Here is a 19230-nt window from a genome sequence, read left to right as displayed (position 1 = left end):
TCAGTTTAATCTCTGTTTGTTTGCGATTTCTCGCACCAGCATTGCTGCTGGGTCGCTCACTCAAAATACTGACAGGCCACTTCTTTCGAAGCGTCCTATTTCATTACTTCTTGTGAACATTTGATATTTTAAGTATCACGAGGACTAGCCTCGTGTGCACTTCCATCAAACGTCCACACTTATCGACTGTGAATTGTTAAAGAACTGTATTCGGTACTGCTTGCTGCGAAGCGTTTTGTTCGTCAGCAGAGAGATGAGATTATGCGGTGTTTCGTGCAGCTCGTCAACCCCTCGTTTTCGCCCCGCTCAACTCGCACTACACGCGCCGTTTTGCGGGGAGGCGAACTATAGCAAACCCCACGCGGGACTGACAAGGCCTTTTTCGAAGTCACCAACATCGCGTTCGCTGGCAGGCCGCCATGAAATGCGCTAAGGTGAAACCCCGCCTCCCTCTTGCCACCGCCCCTATCCCATGACAAAACCTCCATCATTTGATGTCATCGTCGTCGGTAGTGGACCGGGCGGCGCCAGTGTCGCGCGTGAGCTCGCGCGCCGGCGGATGCGGGTTCTGGTGCTCGAACAGGGGAGCGCCGCACCGCTGCAGGGTACGCTGTCGCAAATGGCCGGTATTGCCGCCATCCCCGGCAAAAGCGCTTTCTTCCATCATGATGCCTCCCTGCTGGTCAGCGGTATTGCCGCCGGCGGCACCTCCACCATCAACTTCGCCACCGCAGTCCCGCCACCATTAGCCATGTTCGCCGCGCATAATATCGATCTGGCGCCGGCGTTAGCGTCGCTACAGGCAGAGCTGCCGATGGCGCCCCTGCCGGACGAACTGATCGGCCCCATGGCCAGGCGCATCCAGCAAGGCGCCCTGGCCCGTCAGCTCGATTGGCGAAAACTTGATAAATTAATACGTCCGCAATCCTGCCGCACCGGCTGCTGGCGTTGCGTGTATGGCTGCCCCTATGGCGCCAAGTGGACCGCGCGCGACTTTCTTGATGAGGCCATTCAGCTCGGCGCCACCCTGATCGACCAAGCCAAGGCCGAGGAAGTCATCGTGGAGAACGGCCGGGCCACCGGCGTGCGCTACCGGCGCGGGGGCAAGCTGCACCAAGCGCTGGCCGACAAGGTCGTACTGGCCGGCGGCGGCATCGGCAGCCCGCGCCTGCTGCACCGCTCGGGCTTACGCCCTGCGCGCAGCACATTTTTCAGCGACCCCGTCGTGGCCGTCATGGGATATGTGGACGATATCGATGGCGGCGCCGAAGTACCAATGGCGGCCGGGATGTATCTGCGGGAGGAAGGAATAGCGCTGGCCGACATGACGCTGCCCAAGCCCATGTACCAGGCCTTCGCCGCCCAGGTCGGGCGATTCGACCGTCTGTTGTCGCACGCGGGCACGCTGACGTTGATGGTGAAGATACGCGACGACATCGGTGGCGGCATCGGGCCGCATTGGGTCGACAAGGGTTTGTCCGGCGCCGACCGCGCCAGGCTGGCGACCGGAGTGGGCATGGCGCGCGACATCCTGCGCGCCGCCGGGGCCACCAAAATATTCAAGAGTTGGCATTTCGCCGCCCATGCCGGCGGCAGCGTGCGCATCGGCGACGGCGTGGACAGCTCCCTGCAAACAAGCACACCTAACCTGTTTGTCTGCGACGCCTCGGTCATCCCCGGCCCATGGGGATTGCCGCCCACCCTGACACTACTCTGCCTGGGCAAGCGGCTCGGGCTTGCCCTCTAATTAAAGGCCGTCGAACTTCGGCGCGCGCTTTTCCAGGAAGGCGTGCATGCCCTCCTTCTGGGCCGGCGTGCCGAACGCCGCCTGGAACAGACGGCGCTCGTAGTTCACGCCTTCCGTCAGCGTGGTCTCGAACGCGCGGTTGACGGCATCCTTGATCATCATCGCCACCGAAGTCGGCATGGCGGCGATGGTCGCCGCCGCAGCCAGGGTTTCCTCGATCAGTTTGTCGGCAGGGACCACGCGCGACACCAGGCCGATACGTTCCGCTTCCGCCGCATCGATGGTGCGGGCCGTCAGCAGCAGATCCATCGCCTTCGCCTTGCCGATGGCGCGCGGCAGACGCTGGGTACCACCGGCGCCCGGCGTGACGCCAACCTTGATCTCCGGCTGGCCGAACTTGGCGTTGTCGCCCGCGATCAGGAAGTCGCACATCATGGCCAGTTCGCAGCCGCCGCCCAGCGCGTAGCCGGACACCGCGCCCACCACCGGCTTACGCACGCGCAGGATGTGCTCCCAGTTGCGGGTGATGTAGTTGTCGCGATAGGTGTCGGTGTAGGTGTAGTCGGCCATGGCTGCGATGTCGGCACCGGCGGCGAACGCCTTCTCACTGCCCGTCAGGACGATGCAACCGATGGCCGGATCGGCGTCGAACTTGTACAGCGCATCACCCAGCTCATTCATCATGCGGTCGTTCAGTGCATTCAGGGCCTTCGGGCGATTCAGGCGAATCAGCGCTACTTTGTCGTGAACTTCAACGATCAGGTCTTCATACTGCATCGTGGTTTCCTCCAATTGAAAAAAGTATCTATCGATTGTAGCGTCTATCTATGGAGAAGGTGCACTGGTATGATCATCCGCCAGACACGCTGACCACACAGGACGCCCCATTTTTACCGTATTCCGCCAATATTTAAGCGACAAGTTCGGCGACGACGCCCTGTTGCGTAATGCCGACTTCCGCCGCTACTGGTTCAGCAGCGTGCTCAATGGCTTCGGCGGCCAGGTCAGCGCGCTGGCGCTGCCGCTGTGCGCCGTGCTGCTGCTGCACGCCACGCCGGCGCAGATGGGCACCCTGGTCGCCGCCCAAGCCGTCCCGTTCGCGCTGTTCGCGCTGCCGGCCGGCGTCATCCTCGACCGCAACAGCAAATTCCCCATCCTGCTACTGAGCGAGACAATCCAGGCCATCTCGCTGGCCAGCATCCCCGCCGCCTACTGGATGGGCGCCCTGTCCATCCACTGGATGTACGCCAACGCCTTCGTGCTCGGCGTGTGCTCGGTGGTGGGCGGCGGCGCCGAACAGATCTTCCTCACCTACCTGACCGGCCGCGATGGCCTGATCGATGCCCAGTCCAAACTGACGGCCACCGATTCCGCCTCGCGCCTGCTGGCGCCCGGCATCGCCGGCCTCCTGATCCAGTGGCTGACCGCACCATTCGCGGTGCTGCTCAACGCCACCGGCTTCGTGGTCTCGGTATTCAACCTGCGCCGCATCAGCGTGCGCGACCCGCGCCCGGCCCCGTCGGACAAGCACCCGTTGCGCGATATCCACGATGGCCTGAAATTCATCTGGGGTCAGCCACTGCTGCGCGCCCTGGCCTTGGCCACGGGTTTCTGGCACTGGCTGTTCTATGGCTATTCGGCGCTGGTGATTCTGTTCGCCACGCGCGAACTGGGGATGACGCCGGGCATGCTGGGCACGGCGCAGATGGTGGGCGGGATAGGTGTGTTCGTCAGCTCGCAGCTGCTCAAGCCGCTGAACCGCCGCTATGGGCCGGGCCGCACCATCCTGATCGGCGTGGCCTCGACGGCGCTGGGCTTTGTGCTGATGCCCACCATTCCGGCCGAACTGTTTGGCAGCCGCACCGCCAGCGCGGTCGCCTACGCGGCGCTGGCGTTCTTCTTCGATTGCGGCGTGATGCTGTTCTTCATGCCCTATCTGGCCTTGCGCCAGAAGGTGACGCCCGATGAATTCCTGGGCCGCATGACCTCCACCATGCGCTTCCTGACGGTGGCCACCGCGCCCGTGGGCGCGATGGTGGCGGGCGCCGTGGCCGAACACTACAGCATCCGCACCGGCATGGCCTGCGTGGCCGCCGGCGGCGTGGTGCTGACCATCGCCATGCTCATGTCCAAACCTATCCGCGCCGTGCGGCCCTGAACCAGGACCGCCGCACTGGCGCGATCAGCGTGCCGACACCTGGCGCGGCAACAGCAGCCAGATACTGCCGCGCTGCTTCATGCGGCCCGCATTGTCGGCCGCCTCGGTGCCGAAGCCGAAGAAGTAATCGACCCGGATCGCGCCGCGGATCGCGCCGCCCGTATCCTGCGCCATCACCAGCCGCTGCATCGGGATGTCGCTGTTGGGTTGCGTGGTCGACAGGAACATGGGCACGCCCAGCGGCAGCTGCGACGCATCGATGGCCACCGAACGCTGCGGCGTGAGCGGCACGCCCAGCGCACCCTTCGGCCCCACGCGCGGATCGGGCAAACGCTCCTCCTTGAAGAACACGTAGCTGGGATTGACGTTGAACAGTTCCTGCATGCGCGTGGGATGGCCGGCGATCCACGCCTTGATGCCCTGCGCAGACGCCTGCTCCATCGTCAGCTCGCCCTTGTCCACCAGCCAGCGTCCGATCGATTTGTACGGATAGCCATTCTGGTCGGCGTACGCCACGCGCACGGTTTCCTGGGTGTCGGTCAGCTGCACGCGGCCGGAGCCCTGCACCTGCAGGAAGAACGACTCGACCGGATCATCCACCCACAGCAGTTCCTTGCCGGCCGCGTCGGCCCGCTCGATCTCCGCGCGGCTCGCATACGGCACCACCTTCTTCCCCACCAGGCGGCCGCGCAAGCGCATGCCCTTCAACTCCGGATACACGCTGGCCAGGTCCACCGTGATCAGATCGTCCGGCACCTTGTACAACGGCGTCTGGTACGGGCCGCCGCGCTTGCGGGCGCCGCGCAGCAGCGGCTCGTAATAGCCGGTGACCAGTCCATCCTGCGCGCCATCGGGTGCGATGACCTGGTTCGGCACCAGGAACGCCTCGAAGAAGGTGCGGATCGCCTGCTCGTCGTTGCCGTTGACGGTGCGGGCGATGGTGCAGGCCTCCTTCCAGTCCACGCGCTTGACCAGCACATTGCAGGAGGCCATGAAGGCCGGCCAGGCGGCGCGCACGTCGTCGCGGTCCCAGCCCGGCAGCGCGGCGAAGGTCGAGGGCACGAACTGTGGCGCGGTCGGCTGCGGCGTGGGCGTGGGCGTGGGCGTGGGTGCCGGCGTCGGCGTCGGCACCACCGGTGGCGGCGCGGGCTGGCGCGGCGGCGCCGTGGTACAGGCGGCGAGCGAAAGCACGACGGCCGTCAGCGAAACGAGTAAACTACTGCGTGTAAATGACATAAGGATAACTATGTGGGTCTTGATGTTGGAAGCGATCGTGGCGTTCTTCCTGTTTGTTTTCATCGTCTGGTGGACGATGTACTCGGGCAAAAAGCCCGCGCCCAGGCAGAAGAACGACGATACGCAATGAGGCGCTGCGGCGCGCCCCTGGGATTGGATGCGGGCCGCGTCAGTGCAGTGTGCGCGGCAGCGACAGGACGAATTCGGGAATCTTGACTTCGAACTGGTGGCCATCCTCGGCCACGCAGAAATATTCGCCCGTCATCGACCCCTGCTGGGTTTGCAGCGCCGTGCCGCTCGTGTATTCGAACTGTTCGTTCGGCTGCAGCAAGGGCTGATGGCCGACCACGCCCAGCCCGCGCACTTCCTCGACGTGGTTGTTGGCGTCCGTGATGACCCAATGGCGCGAGATCAGCTGCGCCGGCACCGTCCCCGTGTTCTTGATCGTGATCGAATACGTGAACACGAAATTGGTGCGCTCCGGGTCGGACTGCTCGGGCAGGTACTGGGTTCTGACCGACACAGTAAATTCGTAAGTGGCCATCGACTTTCCTTAAAAAACAGTAAAACGTGAACCGCCAGCAATGATAGCGATTCAATATCGTCAGTCCTACATTGCACTCCAAATCGGAGCGGGATGCAAGCTGTCGCGGCCAAAACCGCCCATAAAACCGGGGTTCAGTCAGGCGCGGCCGCGCCAGCAAGCGTAAAATAGCGCATCTTTTTAAAATGCAAGCACACTGCACGACCACACCATGACCACTTTCCGCATCGCCCCCAGCATCCTGTCCGCCGACTTCGCCCGCCTGGGCGAGGAAGTGCGCAACGTCGTCACCGCCGGCGCCGACATCATCCACTTCGACGTGATGGACAACCACTACGTGCCGAACCTGACCATCGGCCCGCTGGTGTGCCAGGCGATCCGCCCGCACGTGCAGGTGCCGATCGACGTGCACCTGATGGTCAAACCGGTCGACCGCCTCATCCCCGACTTCGCCAAGGCCGGCGCCAACATCATCACCTTCCACCCGGAGGCGTCGGAGCACATCGACCGCTCGCTGCAACTGATCCGCGACAACGGCTGCAAGGCCGGCCTGGTGTTCAACCCCGGCACCCCGCTGCACTACCTGGACCACGTGATGGACAAGATCGACATGATCCTCATCATGTCCGTCAACCCCGGCTTCGGCGGCCAGTCCTTCATCCCCGAGGCGCTGAAGAAGATCGCGCTGGCGCGCCGCAAGATCGACGAATCGGGCCGCGACATCCTGCTGGAAGTGGACGGCGGCATCAAGATCGACAACATCGCCGCCGCCGCCAAGGCCGGCGCCGACACCTTCGTCGCCGGTTCGGCCATCTTCGGCCAGCCCGACTACAAGGCCGTGATCGACGCCATGCGCACCCAACTGGCGACGGTGTAACGATGAAAGTCCTGGCAGGCGTGCGCGCCGCGATCATCGATCTGGACGGCACCATGCTCGACACGGTGCCAGACTTCCACGTGGCCATCAACGCCATGCGCGCCGAACTGGGCCTGGCGCCCATTTCGCAACAGCTGATCGCCAACATGGTCGGCAAGGGTTCCGAGAACCTGATCCGCAGCGTGCTGGCGCTCGACTACGACGCGGCCGGCGTGGAACAGCATTTCGAGGCGGCGCTGGCGTCCTACCAGCGCCACTACCTGGCCATCAACGGCAACCACAGCGCGCTGTACCCGGACGTGATCGCCGGCCTGGAAGCGCTCAAGGCCCAGGGCCTGCGCCTGGCCTGCGTGACCAACAAGCCGATCTCGTTCGCCACCCCGCTGCTGCACCAGAAAGGCCTGCACGGCTATTTCGATGTGGTGTACGGCGGCGACTCGCTGGCGCGCAAGAAGCCGGACCCGCTGCCGCTGCTGACCGTGTGCGAACAATTCGGCCTGGCGCCGGCCGCCGTGGTGGCGATCGGCGATTCGTCGAACGACGCGCAGGCCGCGCGGGCCGCCGGTTGCCCGGTGTTGACGGTGCCCTACGGTTACAATCACGGACAGGCTATACACGAAACCGATTCCGATGGTATAGTTGACACGCTGCTAGAAGCGGCACGCCAGATTCGTTTGCATAACTGACTGCATACTGCGCTCAACCGATAATGTTTCTCACCAAAAAACACAATGTCACACAACCGGGCTCGATTGAGGCCTGGCTTTGGCGACGCTGGCAATCCTGGCAAAAGTAACAAGCCGAACTGATTGCTGTCGCACGTGCCCGCGCGCACCCGACAGGTTTTTTGCAAACCCACCGCCGCTCACAATGCGGCGGCATGGAGAGAAACATGACCGAACTCGAATTCAAATCGTTGGCCAATGAAGGCTACAACCGTATCCCGCTGATCGCGGAAGCGTTTGCCGACCTCGAAACTCCCCTCACGCTGTACCTCAAGCTGGCCCAGACCCAGAACGCGGGCAAGAACACCTTCCTGCTCGAATCGGTGGTGGGCGGCGAGCGCTTCGGCCGCTATTCCTTCATCGGCCTGCCGGCCAACACGCTGCTGCGCAACTCGGGCAATGTGACGGAGATCGTCCGCAACGGCGCCGTGATCGAACGCCACGAGGGCAATCCGCTCGAATTCATCGAACAATTCCAGGCCCGCTACAAGGTGGCCCTGCGCCCCGGCATGCCGCGCTTCTGCGGCGGCCTGGCCGGCTACTTCGGCTACGACACGGTGCGCCACATCGAGAAGAAACTGGCCGCCACCTGCCCCAAGGACGACCTGGGCCTGCCCGACATCCAGCTGATGGTGACGGAAGAACTGGCCGTGATCGACAACCTGTCGGGCAAGTTGTACCTGATCGTGTACGCCGACCCGACCCAGCCGGAAGCCTATTCCAAAGCGCGCCAGCGCCTGAAGGACCTGCGCGTGATGCTGCGCCGTGGCGTGGACGCGCCCGTCACCTCCAGCTCGGTGCGCACCGAAACCATCCGCGAATTCGACAAGGCCGACTACCTGAAGGCCGTGGCCAAGGCCCACGAGTACGTGCTGGCCGGCGACCTGATGCAGGTGCAGATCGGCCAGCGCCTGCGCAAGTCCTATGTCGACTCGCCGCTGACCCTGTACCGCGCGCTGCGTTCCTTGAACCCGTCGCCGTACATGTACTTCTACAATTTCGGCGACATGCAGATCGTCGGCGCCTCGCCCGAGATCCTGGTGCGCAACGAGACGGCGCCGGACGGCCAGAAGAAGGTCACGCTGCGCCCCATCGCCGGCACCCGCCCGCGCGGCAGCACGCCCGAGCGCGACGCCGAACTGGCGAAAGAACTGCTGGCCGATCCGAAAGAGATCGCCGAACACGTGATGCTGATCGACCTGGCCCGCAATGACCTGGGGCGCATCTCGGAGATCGGCAGCGTCAAGGTCACCGACCGCCTGGTGATCGAAAAGTATTCGCACGTGCAGCACATCGTCTCCAACGTGGAGGGCAAGCTGAAGGACGGCATGTCCAACCTGGACGTGCTGCGCGCCACCTTCCCGGCCGGCACCCTGACGGGCGCGCCCAAGGTGCGGGCGATGGAAGTGATCGACGAGCTGGAAATCTCCAAGCGCGGCATCTACGGCGGCGCCTGCGGCTACCTGTCGTTCGGCGGCGAGATGGACGTGGCCATCGCCATCCGCACCGGCGTGATCAAGGACGGCAACCTGTACGTACAGGCCGCCGCCGGCATCGTGGCCGACTCCATCCCCGAGATGGAATGGCAGGAGACTGAAAACAAGGCGCGCGCCGTGCTGCGCGCCGCCGAACAAGTGCAAGATGGCCTGGATGGGGAGTTCTGAGATGCTGCTGATGATCGACAACTACGACTCCTTCACCTACAACATCGTGCAGTACTTCGGTGAACTGGGCGAGGACGTGCGGGTCTACCGCAACGACGAAATCACGATCGAACAGATCGAGGCGCTCAACCCGGACCGCATCTGCATCTCGCCCGGCCCCAAGGACCCGGCGCAGGCCGGCATCTCGCTGGCAGTGATCAAGCACTTCGCAGGCAAGAAGCCCATCCTGGGCGTGTGCCTGGGCCACCAGGCCATCGGCGAAGCCTTTGGCGGCAAGGTGATCCGCGCCAAGCAGGTCATGCATGGCAAAACTTCTCTCATCGCGCATACGGGCGTGGGCGTCTTCAAAGGACTGCCCTCCCCCTTCACAGTGATCCGTTACCACTCGCTCGCCATCGAGCGCGCCTCGCTGCCTTCCTGCCTGGAAGTGACGGCGTGGACCGACGACGGTGAAATCATGGGCGTGCGCCACAAGGAATACGACATCGAGGGCGTGCAGTTCCACCCCGAGTCCATCCTGTCGGAACACGGCCACGCGCTGCTGAAGAATTTCCTGGTCCGCTGACAGGGACGGCGTACGTCCTCACGTACGCCTTTCCTGCCCCTGCTGCGACCCGCGTTCAAAAAATTGAAGAAGGAATTGCCATGCCGATCACCCATCAAGAAGCCCTGCTGCGCTGCATCGAACACCGCGAGATTTTCCACGACGAGATGCTGCACCTGTTCCGCCAGATCATGTCCGGCGAAATGTCGCCCGTGATGATCGCGGCCCTGACCATGGGCCTGCGCGTGAAAAAGGAAACCATCGGCGAAATCGCCGCCGCCGCGCAGGTGATGCGCGAATTCTCCACCAAGGTGCCGATGGCCGACACCAGCGGCCTGCTCGACATCGTCGGCACCGGCGGCGACGGCGCCAACACCTTCAACATCTCCACCGCCTCCATGTTCGTGGCCGCCGCCGCCGGCGCGCGCGTGGCCAAGCACGGCGGGCGCAGCGTGTCGTCCTCGTCCGGCAGCGCCGACGTGATCGAAGCGCTGGGCGCCAACATCAACCTGAAACCGGAGCAGATCGCCCAGTCGATCGCGCAGACCGGCATCGGCTTCATGTTCGCCCCCAACCACCACGCGGCCATGAAGCACGCGGCCCCGGTGCGGCGCGAACTGGGCGTGCGCACCATCTTCAACATCCTCGGCCCGCTCACCAATCCGGCCGGCGCGCCCAACATCCTGATGGGTGTGTTCCACGCCGACCTGGTGGGTATCCAGGTGCGCGTGCTGCAGCGCCTGGGCGCGCAGCATGCGCTGGTCGTCTATGGCCGCGACAACATGGACGAAGTGTCGCTGGGCGCGTCCACCATGGTCGGTGAACTGGTCGATGGCGAGATCCGCGAGTACGAAATCCATCCGGAGGACTTCGGCCTGCAGATGATCGCCAGCCGCAACCTGAAGGTGGCCGACGCCGCCGCATCGCGCGCCATGATGATGGAAGCGCTGACCGGCCAGCCCGGCGCGCCGTACGACATCGTGGCCCTGAACGCCGGCACGGCGCTGTACGCGGCCGGCGTGGCCAGCTCGATCGAGGATGGCCTGAAGCGGGCCCGCATCGCCATCGAGTCCGGCGCGGCGCTCAAGAAGATCGAACAGTTCGTGCAGGTGACGCAGACGCTGGGCGCCACCAACTGAGGAGAAGGCCATGCTCGGCATCCACGACCTGACACTGTTCATCGTATCCGGCCTGCTGCTCAACGTCCTGCCCGGTCCCGACTCGCTGCTGATCATGACGCGCAGCGCCACCCAGGGCTGGCGCGCCGGTTCGGCCGCCGCGCTGGGCATCGCCAGCGGCACGCTGGTGCACATCCTGGCCGCCGCGCTTGGCCTGTCGGCGCTGCTGGCCACGTCGGCCATGGCGTTCAGCGTCGTCAAATGGGTGGGCGCGGCCTACATCGTGTACGTGGGCATCGGCCTGCTGCGCAGCCGGCGCGCCCAACCGGCCGAAGCGGCGTCCCCCGCGCCCGCGCTGCCGGCCCTGCCGTACCGGAAGATCTACTTGCAGGGCATGCTGACCAATGTGCTCAACCCCAAGGTGGCGCTGTTCTTCCTGGCCTTCGTCCCGCAATTCATCAGCGCCGACGCGCCCAGCAAGCCGCTGGCCTTCATCATCCTGGGCTGCATCTTCAATTTCAACGGCATGCTGTGGTGCCACGCGCTGGCCCTGGTCACCGCGTTCGCCAGCACCCGCCTCAAACTCAAGCCGCTGCTGGCCCTGTGGCTGAACCGCGCCACCGGCGGCCTGTTCCTGGCGCTGGGCGTGCGGCTGGCCCTGTCCGAACAACATTAGTCCCCTTACCCTGGTTTTCATCATGTCCGACATCCTCAACAAAATCCTGGCCGTCAAGGCCGACGAAGTGGCCGCCGCCAAGAAGCACCGCAACCTGGCCAGCCTGCAGCGCGACGTGGAAAGCAACGCCGAACTGCGGGCCGGCCTGCGCGGCTTCGAGGCCAGCCTGCGCCGGAAGATCGCCGCCGGCGAGGCCGGCGTGATCGCGGAGGTGAAGAAGGCGTCGCCTTCGAAGGGCGTGCTGCGGGCCGATTTCCGCCCGGCCGAGATCGCGGCCAGCTACGCGGCCGGCGGCGCGGCCTGCCTGTCCGTGCTGACCGACGCGCAGTTCTTCCAGGGCGCAGTCGACTACCTGCAACAGGCGCGCGCCGCGTGCGCGCTGCCGGTGCTGCGCAAGGACTTCCTGATCGACATCTACCAGGTCTACGAAGCGCGCGCCATGGGCGCCGACTGCATCCTGCTGATCGTGTCGGCGCTCGATCATGGCCTGATGGCGGAAATGGAAGCGTGCGCCCACGAGCTGGGCATGGACGTGCTGGTGGAAGTGCACGACGGCGACGAGCTGACGGCCGCCCTGCGCCTGAAGACCAATCTGATGGGCATCAACAACCGCAATCTGCGCACCTTCGAAACGTCGCTGGACACCACGCTGGGCCTGTTGCCACGGATTCCAAGCGAGCGCCTCGTTGTCACCGAATCTGGCATCATGGTAACAAATGACGTCAAGCGCATGCGCGACGCTAACGTCAACGCCTTCCTGGTGGGCGAAGCGTTCATGCGCGCACCGGACCCTGGCGCGGAATTGCGCCGCCTGTTCAACTAACCGGAGATTGCCATGGCCACGACACCGTTGAGGAAAACAGCCCTCGCGGGGCTGGCCTCGTTAGTGGGGATGTCCCTGCTCGCTGGCCTGCTCACTTCCTGCTACCGGCAGCCGACCGTGCTGCCGCCGCCGCCCGTCACACGGGCGCCCTCGCCGGCACCGCTGCCGGCGCCCGGCACCCGCCAGGCGGCCAACCTGGACGACTACAAAATCCAGGTCGCCCGGCGCATCGCCGCCGCCAATCCCAAATTGATCTTCTATGGCTCGCTGCCGCCGATGCTGCCGGCCATCGTGGTGCTGGACTTCACCATCGACGGCAATGGCAATATCGGCAACCTGCGCGTGCACCGTTCGCGCGATGAAGACGCCTCCAGCATCGCCATGAACGCCGTGCGCCAGGCCGAGCCCCTGCCCCGCCCCGGCTCGCTGCTGCGGGGCCGGCACCTGGCCGTGACGGAAACCTTCCTGTTCAACCGCGATTACCAGTTCCAGCTGCGCACCCTGGCCGGGCCGCAGTAACAGGATCGGGTGGCGCTCAGCCCAGCACCGCCCGTTGCGGCGGGCTGGCCTGCTCCGCCACTTCGATCCGGTCGCGCCCCAGCGCCTTGGCGCGGTACAGGGCGCCGTCGGCCCGCAGCAGGATGCCGTCCAGGTCTTCCGCCGCGCTGAGCTGGCAGGCGATGCCGATGCTGGCGGTGCAGGCAGGGAGGCCGTCCTGGCGCGGTTCCCGCAGCGCCTCCTGGATACGTTCGGCCACGCTGCTGGCCCGCTCCATGCCGGTGTCGGGCAGCAGCACGACGAATTCCTCGCCGCCGAAGCGGGCCACGTGGTCCGACGCGCGCAGCACCTTGCCGATCGCCTGCGCCACGTGCACCAGCACCCGGTCGCCGGTGGCGTGGCCGAAGCGGTCGTTGATGGATTTGAAATGATCGAGGTCGATGCTGATCAGGGTGGTGGCGCGGCGCTCGCGCTGCATCAGCGCGCGCTCGCGGGCGTAGACGTCGGCGAAGCCGCGCCGGTTCAGCACCTGGGTCAGCGGGTCGCGCGTCGAGCGTTGTTCCAGGATGGTTTGCAGGCGCCGGGTGGCCACCGTCATGAAGCCCACCACCAGCATCAGCACCATGAAGCTGCTGGTCGCCAGGTAGACGTTCTGGAACACCCCGGGCCGCAGCAGATCGACCGGCGTGCCGCCGCCGAACAACGCCAGCACGCCGCGCGTGGCCACCACCAGCGTCTGCACAAGCATCAGCGTGCCGAAGAACAGGGTGGGAAACTGGCGCGTGCCGTGGCGGGCGATCACCCACACCTGGCGGCAATACATGAAGCTGACGAGGGTGGAGAACACGGCCACGCGCGCGGGAAAGTCGGGCCGCACCAGCAGCCACCACGTGAAGGCGCCCATGCCCACGATCCAGACGCCATGGAACAGGCGCCAGCTGGGGCGCTGGTCGTAGAATTTTTCGGTGCCGATCAGGGACAGGCCTATGCCCCACAACAGCACGGCGTTCATGCTCAGTACCGGCAGCGCCCTGGGTTCGCCGCCACCGCCGCGCAACGTCAGCAGCACGGTCCCGGCGACCATGAGCAGCAAGCCCATACCCCATTCGCGCAGGCCGCCGATCTCGGACGGGAAGCTGCGCCAGGCGGAAAACAGGACGATGCTCATCGCGCCACACATCACGGTGGACATCAGAACGATCGTCAAGGGGTCGAGCGAGATCACAGGCAGCTTATGGTTGGTGGGGAGGAACGGACGCACGCGGGCGTCCAATTGCGCATTCTAGACCAGAACTCGCCGGCAAAATATGACGAATTCTCACCGCCATAGGCAACCGGGTGAAAACCGCACAGGCACCCCGGCCTGCGCGGTGGTCGTCCGGCCGCTGGCCGTCAGTGGGCGGCGCTGGGGCGCAGGGCCGCGCCGCGCTTGCCGCCGGCCGCATCCAGCGTGAGCGTGATGGCCGGGGCGCGCTCGCCCTGCAGCGTGACCTGGAACGTCATCAGCTCGTCGCGCCGGAACGCATGGACCTCCACGGTGGCGCCCACGGCGTAGCGTGCCAGCAGCCCGTCGAGGTTGGCGTGGGTGGCGCGCAGGCCGTCCACGGCCACCAGCACGTCGCCCGCCGACAGACCGGCCCGGTGCGCGGCCCCGCCCTCGTGCACGGCCGACAGCTTGCAGTCGTTGCCGTCGCGGCCCGGATTGACGTCCAGACTCGGCTTGGCCGATTTGCGCTCGTCGGCCAGCTTGACGCCGGCCGGCGCCAGCAGCTTGGCCAGCGGCAGATCGGCCGTGCCGCGCACGTACTTGTCGAAGAACGGCTTCAGGCGCAGGCCGCTGATCTCGTCGAACAGGGCTTCCACCTCGGCCGGCGTGACGCCGCGGCCGCCGTCCGGATAGAAGTCGTGGCCGTAGCGCTGCCACAGGGCCAGCATCACGTCGTCCAGCGTGCGGGCGCCGGCCGTCTTGGCGCGGATGGTCAGGTCCAGCGCCAGCGCCACCAGCGAACCCTTGGTGTAGTAGCTGACGATGGCGTTGGGCGCGTTCTCGTCCTGGCGGTAGTACTTGGTCCAGGCGTCGAAGCTCGATTCGGCCACGCTCTGCTTGGTGCGGCCGCTGCCGCGCAACACGCTGGCCACCGTCTTGCCCAGCAGTTTGAAATAGGCCGGCTCGCCGATCAGGCCCGCGCGCACCAGCATCAAATCGTCGTAATAGCTGGTGAAGCCTTCGAACAGCCATAAGAGCGGCGAGTGGTTCTCCACCTGCAGGTCGTACGGCGCGAAGGCGGCCGGCTTGATGCGCTTGACGTTCCAGGTGTGGAAATACTCGTGGCTGCACAGGCCGAGGAATTGCAGGTAGCCGTCCGGGATGTCCTTGGTCTGCGGCGCGGCCGTGCTGGGCAGGTCGGCGCGGGCGCAGATCAGGGCCGTGGAGGCGCGGTGCTCAAGGCCGCCGTAGCCGTCGCCGACGGCCATGGTGAGGAACACGTAGCGCTCCATCGGCGCGCGTTTGGTTTTGGGCTCGAAGAAGGCGATCTGGGTTTCGCAGATGGATTTCAGGTCGCGGCACAGGCGCGCCATGTCGAGGTTGGGCACGCGGCCCGTGACGACGATATCGTGCGCCACGCCATGGGCCTTGAAGGTGGCCAGCGCGAAGTCGCCCATCTCGACCGGATGGTCGATCAGCTCATCGTAATTGGCCGCCACATAGCTGCCGAAGCCATAACGCTTGGCCTTGTGTTCCGGCAGCGCCGTGGCCACGCGCCAGCTGGCGGCGGCCGGGTCGGCCGGGCGCTGGATATCGACCGTGTGCGCGGCCTGCTCCTGCCCCACCACGCGCAGGAACACGCTGGTGCCGTTGAAGAAGCCGTGGGTCTGGTCCAGATGCGCGGCGCGCACCGACAAATCCCAGGCATAGACTTCGTAATGCACCATCAGCGGACCGGCCACGGGCGCGGCCTGCCAGGTGTGCTTATCGAGCTTGGTGAGCGGCACGTCCTTGCCGTTCGATTCGGCGCGGATCTGGACGATGTTGCGGGCGAATTCGCGGATCATGTAGCTGCCCGGGATCCAGGCCGGCAGCGCCAGCACCTGGCCCTCCGGCGCCGGCGCGCTCACGGCCAGCGTGACCTGGAACAGGTGGCCCGGCAAGTCCTTGGCGACGATGGCGTAGGCGATGGCGGGGCTCTTCTTGTTCTGTGCTTTCTTCATGTTCTTCCTATAGCTGTTCTGGTTCCGGCGCCGCTTGTGGCGGCGCCAGGTCGTCCGGGGTGTCGATATCGCGCAGTACGCCGCTGTCGTCCACCTCCACCTCGCATACGCGATGCGCGCGCAGGATGGCGCGCGCGCCCTGGTCGCCTTCCAGCGCCAGCAGCAGCGGCAGATACGCGTGGCCGAAGGCGACCGGATTGCCACGCCGCCCCTGGTGCACGGGCGCCGCGATACCGGCGCCGTCCGCCGCGTTCCGCACGGCGGCGGCCAGGCTGGCGATGGTGGCCGGCCGCACAAACGGCATGTCGGCCAGCGCGATCAGCCAGCCTTCGGCGCCACGGGCGTAGTCTATCGCATGGACGAGGGAGGCCGCCATGCCCAGATCGGCGTCCGGGCACGCGCGCACCTCGCAACCAAGGGCGCCCAGCGCGGCGGCCAGCGCATCGTCGCCGGGCCGCACCACCGCCACCACGCGCGGCAGCACGGCCAGCAAGTGAAGGGCGCTGGCCTCGGCCACGGTGCCGCCGCCGGGTAGCGACTGCAGCAGCTTGCTGCGCCGGCCGGACGGGTCGAAACGGCGGCCCCGCCCGGCCGCCAGCAGCACGCCGGTCAGACCCACCGGCTCAGGCGCTGGCCGAGGCCAGGTCGAACGGCAGCTTGCGCAGCCGCTTGCCGGTCAGCTTGAACACGGCGTTGGCGAAGGCCGGCGCCAGCGGCGGCAGGCCCGGCTCGCCCATACCCGTTGGCGGCTCGGCCGACGGCACGATGTGCACGTCGATCACCGGCATGTCGGGCATGCGGGCCACCGTGTAGTCGCTGAAGTTCTGCTGCTCCACCACGCCGTCCTTGAGCGTGATGGCGGCGCCGGGCAGCGTCATGCCCAGCCCCATCAGCGCCGCGCCCTGGACCTGGGCTTCGATGGTCAGCGGGTTGACGGCCAGGTTGCAATGCACGCCGGCCGTGACGTGGTGCAAGCGCGGCACGCCATCCTTGACGGACGCCGTGACCACGTAGGCGATCACGGAATTGAACGACTCGTGCATGGCCACGCCCCAGGCCTGGCCCTTGGGCAGCGCCTTCTTGCCGTAGCCCGACTTGGCCACGGCCAGCTCCAGCGCGGCCAGATGGCGCTTGTGCTTCTCGCCCAGCAGCTGCTTGCGGTAGGCCACCGGGTCCATATTGGCCGCATGGGCCGCCTCGTCGATCAGCGTCTCCATCACGAACGCCGTGTGGGTGGAGCCGACGGAACGCCACCACAGCACCGGCACATTGGCCTTCACGTTGTGCACGGACAGGTTGAGCGGCACTTCATACGGCTCGCCCATGCCCTCGACCATGGTGGCGTCCACCCCGTTCTTGACCATCATCGGCTCGAACGGCGTGCCGCTGATGATGGACTGGCCCACGATGGTGTGGTTCCAGGCCACGATCCTGCCCTGCTCGTCCAGACCCAGTTCCGCGTGGTGCACATGGGCCGGCCGGTAGTAGCCGCCACGGATGTCGTCCTCGCGGCTCCAGATCACCTTGACGGGGCCGGACTTGCCAGCCGCCCGGTAGGCCTTGGCCACGTTGACCGCCTCCACCAGATAGTCGGAGGTGGGCACGGCGCGCCGGCCGAAACCGCCGCCGGCCATCATCGTGTGCAGCACCACCTGTTCCGGTTTGAAGCCGGCCGTCTTCGCGATGGCGCCCTGGTCGATGGTCTGGAACTGGGTGCCGGCCCACACTTCGCAACCGTCGGCGCGCAGGTCCACCACGCAATTGAGCGGCTCCATGGGCGCGTGCGCCAGATACGGGAATTCATAGACGGCCGTGATCTTTTTCGGCGCGCCGGCCAGGCGCGAAGTATCGGCCTGCTTGGCCACGGTGCCCGGCGTTTGCGCCAGCGCCTTGTAGTCGGCCAGCTGCTTGTCGCTGCTGATTTTTTCGACGGCGCTGGTGTCCCAGTCGACCTGCAGCGCGTCGCGGGCCTGCTTGGCCGGCCAGTAGCCGTCCGCCACCACGGCCACGCCGCTGCCGCCACGGTCGGTCGGCACTTCCAGCACGGCCACCACGCCCTTGATCGACTTGCTGCGGGTGGCATCGAACTTGGCCACTTTGGCGCCGAACACGGGCGGATGGGCGATCAGCGCCACCTTGGCGCCGGGCGGCTTGAAGTCGATGCCGAACTGCTGGTGGCCGCTGGACTTGGCGCGCGCGTCGAGCCGCTTGACGGGCTTGCCGATCAGTCGGAATTGTTTGGGGTCTTTCAGCGTGACGGTGGCCGGCACCGGCTGCCGCATGGCCGCATCGGCCATGGCGCCGTAGCTGGCCTTCTGGCCGGCGGGCCCGGTCAGCATGCCGTTGGCCGCCTTGACCTGGGCCGGCGCCACCTTCCACTGCGCGGCGGCCGCCGCCACCAGCATGGCGCGGGCGCGGGCGCCGATTTCACGGTACTGGGTGAACGAGTGGGCGACGGAACCGGAGCCGCCCGTCATCTGGATGCCGAACGCGGGATCCTTGTACTGCTCGCCGGCCGGCGCCAGCTCGCTGCGCACCTGCGACCAGTCGGCGTCCAGCTCCTCGGCGATCAGCATCGGCAGCGCCGTCTGCACGCCCTGGCCGAATTCGAGCCGGTTGACCTGCACCGTCACGCTGTTGTCGGGCGCGATGTGGAGGAAGGCGTTCGGTTCATAGGTCTTGGCCTGCTGCGCCTGGGCGTTGGCGAAGCGGTTCGCGCCCGGCACGAAAAATCCCAGCACCAACCCGCCGCCTGCCACCGCGCCGGCCTTGATGAAACCGCGCCGGCTCATGCCCTCGCCCGTGCCCTGCACCGCCGCCTGCATCGTGTCCTGGTTAAGCCATTCGATACGCATGACGTTCTCCTTTAGGCGAGGGTTTTGGCGGCGTCCTTGATGGCGGCGCGGATGCGTTGGTAGGTGCCGCAGCGGCAGATGTTGCCGCTCATGGCGTTGTCGATGTCGGCGTCGCTGGGCGCCTTGTTCGCGCGCAGCAGGGCCGTGGCGCTCATCACCTGGCCGCTCTGGCAGTAGCCGCACTGGGGCACGTCGTGCCGCACCCACGCCTCCTGCACCGCCCTGCCCACCTTGTCGGCCTCCATGGCCTCGATGGTGACGATCTTCTGTCCCACCGCCGCCGAGATCGGGGTGACGCACGAGCGCACCGGCTGGCCGCCCAGGTGCACGGTGCAGGCGCCGCACAGCGCCGCGCCGCAGCCGAACTTGGTGCCGGTGAGATTGAGGTTGTCACGCAGCGCCCACAGGATGGGCGTGGACGGGTCGGCGTCCACCTGCATGTCTTTTCCGTTGATATTCAATGAGATCATCTAAGGCTCCTTTTGGCGCAGCGAATGTACAAAGGGACAGGCAAAGACGAAACCGGCGCCGCGATGCACGGGCGCCGTGAGGCTG

19 protein-coding genes are annotated in these 19230 nt (G+C 66.0%); 11 read left to right on the top strand and 8 right to left on the bottom strand.

What is annotated here, in order from left to right:
• Nucleotides 1–472 precede the first annotated feature (472 nt).
• Entirely contained in the window at nucleotides 473–1747 is a 1275-nt protein-coding gene (locus tag AC1RQG_RS03190) for an FAD-dependent oxidoreductase (RefSeq protein ID WP_493128203.1), read from the top strand.
• Here the strand turns inward: AC1RQG_RS03190 and AC1RQG_RS03185 are convergent, their stop codons facing one another.
• Nucleotides 1748–2524, bottom strand: coding sequence for an enoyl-CoA hydratase (locus AC1RQG_RS03185; RefSeq protein WP_493128201.1), 777 nt, complete (start codon nucleotides 2522–2524; stop codon nucleotides 1748–1750).
• A 163-nt stretch (nucleotides 2525–2687) separates the two neighbouring features.
• On the opposite strand from AC1RQG_RS03185, the gene AC1RQG_RS03180 reads away from it, so the two are divergent.
• Nucleotides 2688–3905, top strand: coding sequence for an MFS transporter (locus tag AC1RQG_RS03180; RefSeq protein WP_493128199.1), 1218 nt, complete (start codon nucleotides 2688–2690; stop codon nucleotides 3903–3905).
• A 24-nt stretch (nucleotides 3906–3929) separates the two neighbouring features.
• Here AC1RQG_RS03180 and mltA read toward each other — a convergent pair whose 3' ends face one another.
• Complete coding sequence (gene mltA, locus AC1RQG_RS03175; protein ID WP_493128234.1) at nucleotides 3930–4922, bottom strand: murein transglycosylase A; 993 nt, start codon at nucleotides 4920–4922, stop codon at nucleotides 3930–3932.
• On the opposite strand from mltA, the gene AC1RQG_RS03170 reads away from it, so the two are divergent.
• Complete coding sequence (locus AC1RQG_RS03170; protein WP_493128236.1) at nucleotides 4897–5271, top strand: hypothetical protein; 375 nt, start codon at nucleotides 4897–4899, stop codon at nucleotides 5269–5271. The two genes, mltA and AC1RQG_RS03170, sit on opposite strands and share 26 nt — an antisense overlap.
• 39 nt (nucleotides 5272–5310) lie before the next feature.
• Here AC1RQG_RS03170 and apaG read toward each other — a convergent pair whose 3' ends face one another.
• Nucleotides 5311–5685, bottom strand: coding sequence for a Co2+/Mg2+ efflux protein ApaG (gene apaG / locus AC1RQG_RS03165; protein WP_182157249.1), 375 nt, complete (start codon nucleotides 5683–5685; stop codon nucleotides 5311–5313).
• Nucleotides 5686–5896: 211 nt separating this feature from the next.
• Here apaG and rpe point away from each other — a divergent pair, with 211 nt between their 5' ends.
• From rpe to AC1RQG_RS03125, 8 genes are all read left to right on the top strand, one after another.
• Nucleotides 5897–6562 (top strand): ribulose-phosphate 3-epimerase, encoded by a 666-nt coding sequence (gene rpe / locus AC1RQG_RS03160; RefSeq protein ID WP_493128196.1) that lies wholly within the window; start codon nucleotides 5897–5899, stop codon nucleotides 6560–6562.
• Between the two features lie 2 nt (nucleotides 6563–6564).
• Complete coding sequence (locus tag AC1RQG_RS03155; RefSeq protein ID WP_493128194.1) at nucleotides 6565–7248, top strand: phosphoglycolate phosphatase; 684 nt, start codon at nucleotides 6565–6567, stop codon at nucleotides 7246–7248.
• Nucleotides 7249–7454: 206 nt separating this feature from the next.
• Nucleotides 7455–8951 (top strand): anthranilate synthase component I, encoded by a 1497-nt coding sequence (gene trpE / locus AC1RQG_RS03150; protein WP_493128192.1) that lies wholly within the window; start codon nucleotides 7455–7457, stop codon nucleotides 8949–8951.
• 1 nt (nucleotide 8952) lies between these two features.
• Nucleotides 8953–9516, top strand: a complete 564-nt coding sequence (locus AC1RQG_RS03145) for an aminodeoxychorismate/anthranilate synthase component II (RefSeq protein ID WP_493128190.1) — start codon at nucleotides 8953–8955, stop codon at nucleotides 9514–9516.
• 80 nt (nucleotides 9517–9596) lie between these two features.
• Entirely contained in the window at nucleotides 9597–10634 is a 1038-nt protein-coding gene (gene trpD, locus AC1RQG_RS03140; protein ID WP_493128188.1) for an anthranilate phosphoribosyltransferase, read from the top strand.
• A gap of 10 nt (nucleotides 10635–10644) precedes the next feature.
• Entirely contained in the window at nucleotides 10645–11289 is a 645-nt protein-coding gene (locus AC1RQG_RS03135) for a LysE family translocator (RefSeq protein WP_493128186.1), read from the top strand.
• Nucleotides 11290–11311: 22 nt separating this feature from the next.
• Complete coding sequence (gene trpC, locus AC1RQG_RS03130; protein WP_493128184.1) at nucleotides 11312–12112, top strand: indole-3-glycerol phosphate synthase TrpC; 801 nt, start codon at nucleotides 11312–11314, stop codon at nucleotides 12110–12112.
• A gap of 69 nt (nucleotides 12113–12181) precedes the next feature.
• Entirely contained in the window at nucleotides 12182–12631 is a 450-nt protein-coding gene (locus tag AC1RQG_RS03125; protein ID WP_493128181.1) for an energy transducer TonB, read from the top strand.
• A gap of 16 nt (nucleotides 12632–12647) precedes the next feature.
• Here AC1RQG_RS03125 and AC1RQG_RS03120 read toward each other — a convergent pair whose 3' ends face one another.
• From AC1RQG_RS03120 to AC1RQG_RS03100, 5 genes are all read right to left on the bottom strand, one after another.
• Nucleotides 12648–13871, bottom strand: a complete 1224-nt coding sequence (locus tag AC1RQG_RS03120; RefSeq protein WP_493128179.1) for a GGDEF domain-containing protein — start codon at nucleotides 13869–13871, stop codon at nucleotides 12648–12650.
• 131 nt (nucleotides 13872–14002) lie between these two features.
• Nucleotides 14003–15820, bottom strand: coding sequence for a M61 family metallopeptidase (locus tag AC1RQG_RS03115; RefSeq protein ID WP_493128177.1), 1818 nt, complete (start codon nucleotides 15818–15820; stop codon nucleotides 14003–14005).
• Nucleotides 15821–15827: 7 nt separating this feature from the next.
• Nucleotides 15828–16439 (bottom strand): nucleotidyltransferase family protein, encoded by a 612-nt coding sequence (locus tag AC1RQG_RS03110; RefSeq protein ID WP_493128175.1) that lies wholly within the window; start codon nucleotides 16437–16439, stop codon nucleotides 15828–15830.
• A gap of 4 nt (nucleotides 16440–16443) precedes the next feature.
• Nucleotides 16444–18675, bottom strand: a complete 2232-nt coding sequence (locus AC1RQG_RS03105; protein WP_493128173.1) for a xanthine dehydrogenase family protein molybdopterin-binding subunit — start codon at nucleotides 18673–18675, stop codon at nucleotides 16444–16446.
• Between the two features lie 11 nt (nucleotides 18676–18686).
• Nucleotides 18687–19145 (bottom strand): (2Fe-2S)-binding protein, encoded by a 459-nt coding sequence (locus AC1RQG_RS03100; RefSeq protein ID WP_493128170.1) that lies wholly within the window; start codon nucleotides 19143–19145, stop codon nucleotides 18687–18689.
• Nucleotides 19146–19230 lie beyond the last annotated feature (85 nt).

It is taken from the genome of Rugamonas sp. GW822-FHT03B10 (assembly GCF_058801745.1).
The sequence above is the reverse complement of the archived record's forward strand: the minus strand, read 5'-3'. Positions and strand labels throughout refer to the sequence as shown.

What these genes read in the sequence shown, in the direction of transcription:
- AC1RQG_RS03190 (WP_493128203.1), top strand. Translation starts at nt 473, where the DNA reads ATGACAAAACCTCCATCATTTGATGTCATCGTCGTCGGTAGTGGACCG.
- AC1RQG_RS03185 (WP_493128201.1), bottom strand. Translation starts at nt 2,524, where the DNA reads ATGCAGTATGAAGACCTGATCGTTGAAGTTCACGACAAAGTAGCGCTG.
- AC1RQG_RS03170 (WP_493128236.1), top strand. Translation starts at nt 4,897, where the DNA reads ATGAAGGCCGGCCAGGCGGCGCGCACGTCGTCGCGGTCCCAGCCCGGC.
- apaG (WP_182157249.1), bottom strand. Translation starts at nt 5,685, where the DNA reads ATGGCCACTTACGAATTTACTGTGTCGGTCAGAACCCAGTACCTGCCC.
- rpe (WP_493128196.1), top strand. Translation starts at nt 5,897, where the DNA reads ATGACCACTTTCCGCATCGCCCCCAGCATCCTGTCCGCCGACTTCGCC.
- AC1RQG_RS03155 (WP_493128194.1), top strand. Translation starts at nt 6,565, where the DNA reads ATGAAAGTCCTGGCAGGCGTGCGCGCCGCGATCATCGATCTGGACGGC.
- trpE (WP_493128192.1), top strand. Translation starts at nt 7,455, where the DNA reads ATGACCGAACTCGAATTCAAATCGTTGGCCAATGAAGGCTACAACCGT.
- AC1RQG_RS03145 (WP_493128190.1), top strand. Translation starts at nt 8,953, where the DNA reads ATGCTGCTGATGATCGACAACTACGACTCCTTCACCTACAACATCGTG.
- trpD (WP_493128188.1), top strand. Translation starts at nt 9,597, where the DNA reads ATGCCGATCACCCATCAAGAAGCCCTGCTGCGCTGCATCGAACACCGC.
- AC1RQG_RS03135 (WP_493128186.1), top strand. Translation starts at nt 10,645, where the DNA reads ATGCTCGGCATCCACGACCTGACACTGTTCATCGTATCCGGCCTGCTG.
- trpC (WP_493128184.1), top strand. Translation starts at nt 11,312, where the DNA reads ATGTCCGACATCCTCAACAAAATCCTGGCCGTCAAGGCCGACGAAGTG.
- AC1RQG_RS03125 (WP_493128181.1), top strand. Translation starts at nt 12,182, where the DNA reads ATGTCCCTGCTCGCTGGCCTGCTCACTTCCTGCTACCGGCAGCCGACC.
- AC1RQG_RS03115 (WP_493128177.1), bottom strand. Translation starts at nt 15,820, where the DNA reads ATGAAGAAAGCACAGAACAAGAAGAGCCCCGCCATCGCCTACGCCATC.
- AC1RQG_RS03105 (WP_493128173.1), bottom strand. Translation starts at nt 18,675, where the DNA reads ATGCGTATCGAATGGCTTAACCAGGACACGATGCAGGCGGCGGTGCAG.
- AC1RQG_RS03100 (WP_493128170.1), bottom strand. Translation starts at nt 19,145, where the DNA reads ATGATCTCATTGAATATCAACGGAAAAGACATGCAGGTGGACGCCGAC.